The following is a 1,994-nucleotide window of genomic DNA, read 5'->3' on the forward strand; positions in this document are numbered from 1 at the left end:
ATTTGTATTCTTCACTTATATTTCTGTGGGGATATATTCTCTATTAAACTTTATTAGGTTATTTAAGAAAGAAGCAAATCATAAAAAAACAGCTCATTAAGAGCTGTTTTTTTATGATTCCTGTTCAATAAGATTGTTTTTTCTAATTTTATTAAGCATTTTTTTTGAGTACATTGTTTGTAAAATGATAAATAATCCACTTATAATCCAATATAATGGTAATGCTGCAGGAGTATTCAAGCATAGAGTAAACATAATAATAGGTGTTACAAAACCTATATAGGCCTCACCATACATGCCCATCAACTTAAGGATGGATACAAAACCAAATATTGTTCATTTGAACTAAAATCTCCCCAAATGGAGGGATTTATTAAAAATAAGCACGCAAAATAAACCCTAACGGGTTTCATTTTTTTCTTATGCAGCTTTCTTTTGCTTGCTGCATCCACTATACTCATAGATAACACCCATGATATCAAAGACTGTTTTCTTCTCGTATCGATGAGATTTCCGTCCGTTTTGTTGTAGAAGGTGGAACAGGCGGGTTAGAAGCTTTGTTATCTCTTGGGTGTTTTGTATGGATTGATAGAGGAGAAATAGATGGTCCTGAATCATTCCAATTGCTTTATATTCACTTAATTCTTTTTTCTTCTTCTGTAATAAAAGTTGACGCATTTTAAACATAGTAGAAGAACATAAGAAAATAGCGATCAGTTTCCCGTATAAATGGCACTCTATTCTTTCTTGTTTGACAGTGCGACAATGATCTATATCAAATAATGATTTCCACGTTTTAAAAACAATTTCTATCTGCCAGCGTAATGTATACAATTCATGTACTTGTTCCATCGGAACCCATTCCCAAGGTGCATTTGTCACATACACATTTAATCCTGCTACTAATTTACTTTTCTCTGAATAGGTTCTGTGTTTCGACTTTTCTTTTTCTGCAATTTTTTTCAGGCGTTTTTGTAATTGTGCTGCTGTTAAACGATGAAAAACGAGACGTGAAAATAACTGCTGTTTATCTCCAATATAAGCTTGCTGGTATTCTATTGTTTCACCTGGTTGGAGTTGATTCAAAATTTGTATGACATTGATTTGTATGTATTCTGATTGTTTTTTAATGGCACCATTTTTAAAATATTCCGGACTTGGATTTTTTACATATACGTTCGTATTTAACTTTAACCTCGAAATATAATATGTCCCCCGTTGATCCATTTGATCTAAATCTTCTAATGAGAAATACCCTAAATCACGAATACATAAATCGCCTGGTCGTAACGTATCTAAACATTCTGTTCCAAATGTTTTATCATTATTTTTTCCAGGGCCCACTTGAAAATTGAAAAATTGGCCACTATGTAAATCATATTCTAATTGAATTTTGATTCCAGCTGTTTGCGCACAACCACCTGAACCAGGATATATATGTTCCAAAGTATGAGGTACCTGAAACATGGTGGCATCCATGATACGAATGCGTTTAAAATGGGAAAGAAGTTGATTAGAAATGTAAGTTTGCTCACAGATTTTTTGTTGTAACAACAAAGAAAAGACATGTTTTAAAAATAACACTGATTTTTCATTAAATCGTTTATTTAAGCCCTCCGGGCTAAGTACAGTACCTGTAACTGCGTGAAGCCTACTACATAATCGTACTAAAGGATCACTGGCCACTCTTTGGCTAATCCAAATACAAATGGTAGCTAAATCTGATCCCGAAAATTTGCGTTTTCTCTTTACAAACTTCATCTCTCTTGCCAGTTCTTCCAAAAATTCAGGTGTGATATAGCGCTGTAATTCTTCTACAAATGGTTGTAACTCCTCTTGAATCGAGAGATTCATAAAAAAACGTCACCCTTTCTCATTTATATTATGTAAGAAAGAATAACGTTTTTTGGTACTTGGGGGTAGTGAAAATTCTTAAGTTGATGGGCATGTATGGTGAGGCCTAATATACACCAATTAATATAGGGAGTTGTATT

General features: G+C 33.2%; 1 protein-coding gene. It reads right to left on the bottom strand.

Features of this window, described 5'->3' with window-relative positions:
- Positions 1-420 precede the first annotated feature (420 nt).
- A complete protein-coding gene (locus RT27_RS32170; protein ID WP_001053998.1) occupies positions 421-1,854 on the bottom strand; it encodes an IS4-like element IS231F family transposase in 1,434 nt (477 codons plus the stop codon).
- Between the last annotated feature and the right edge of the window lie 140 nt (positions 1,855-1,994).

The sequence above is a fragment of the Bacillus sp. L_1B0_5 genome (assembly GCF_000836715.1).
GTDB classification, from domain to species: domain Bacteria; phylum Bacillota; class Bacilli; order Bacillales; family Bacillaceae_G; genus Bacillus_A; species Bacillus_A thuringiensis_S.

Bases quoted from the DNA above. Each gene is read 5' to 3' on its own strand.
- RT27_RS32170 (WP_001053998.1), bottom strand. From the start codon at position 1,854: ATGAATCTCTCGATTCAAGAGGAGTTACAACCATTTGTAGAAGAATTA.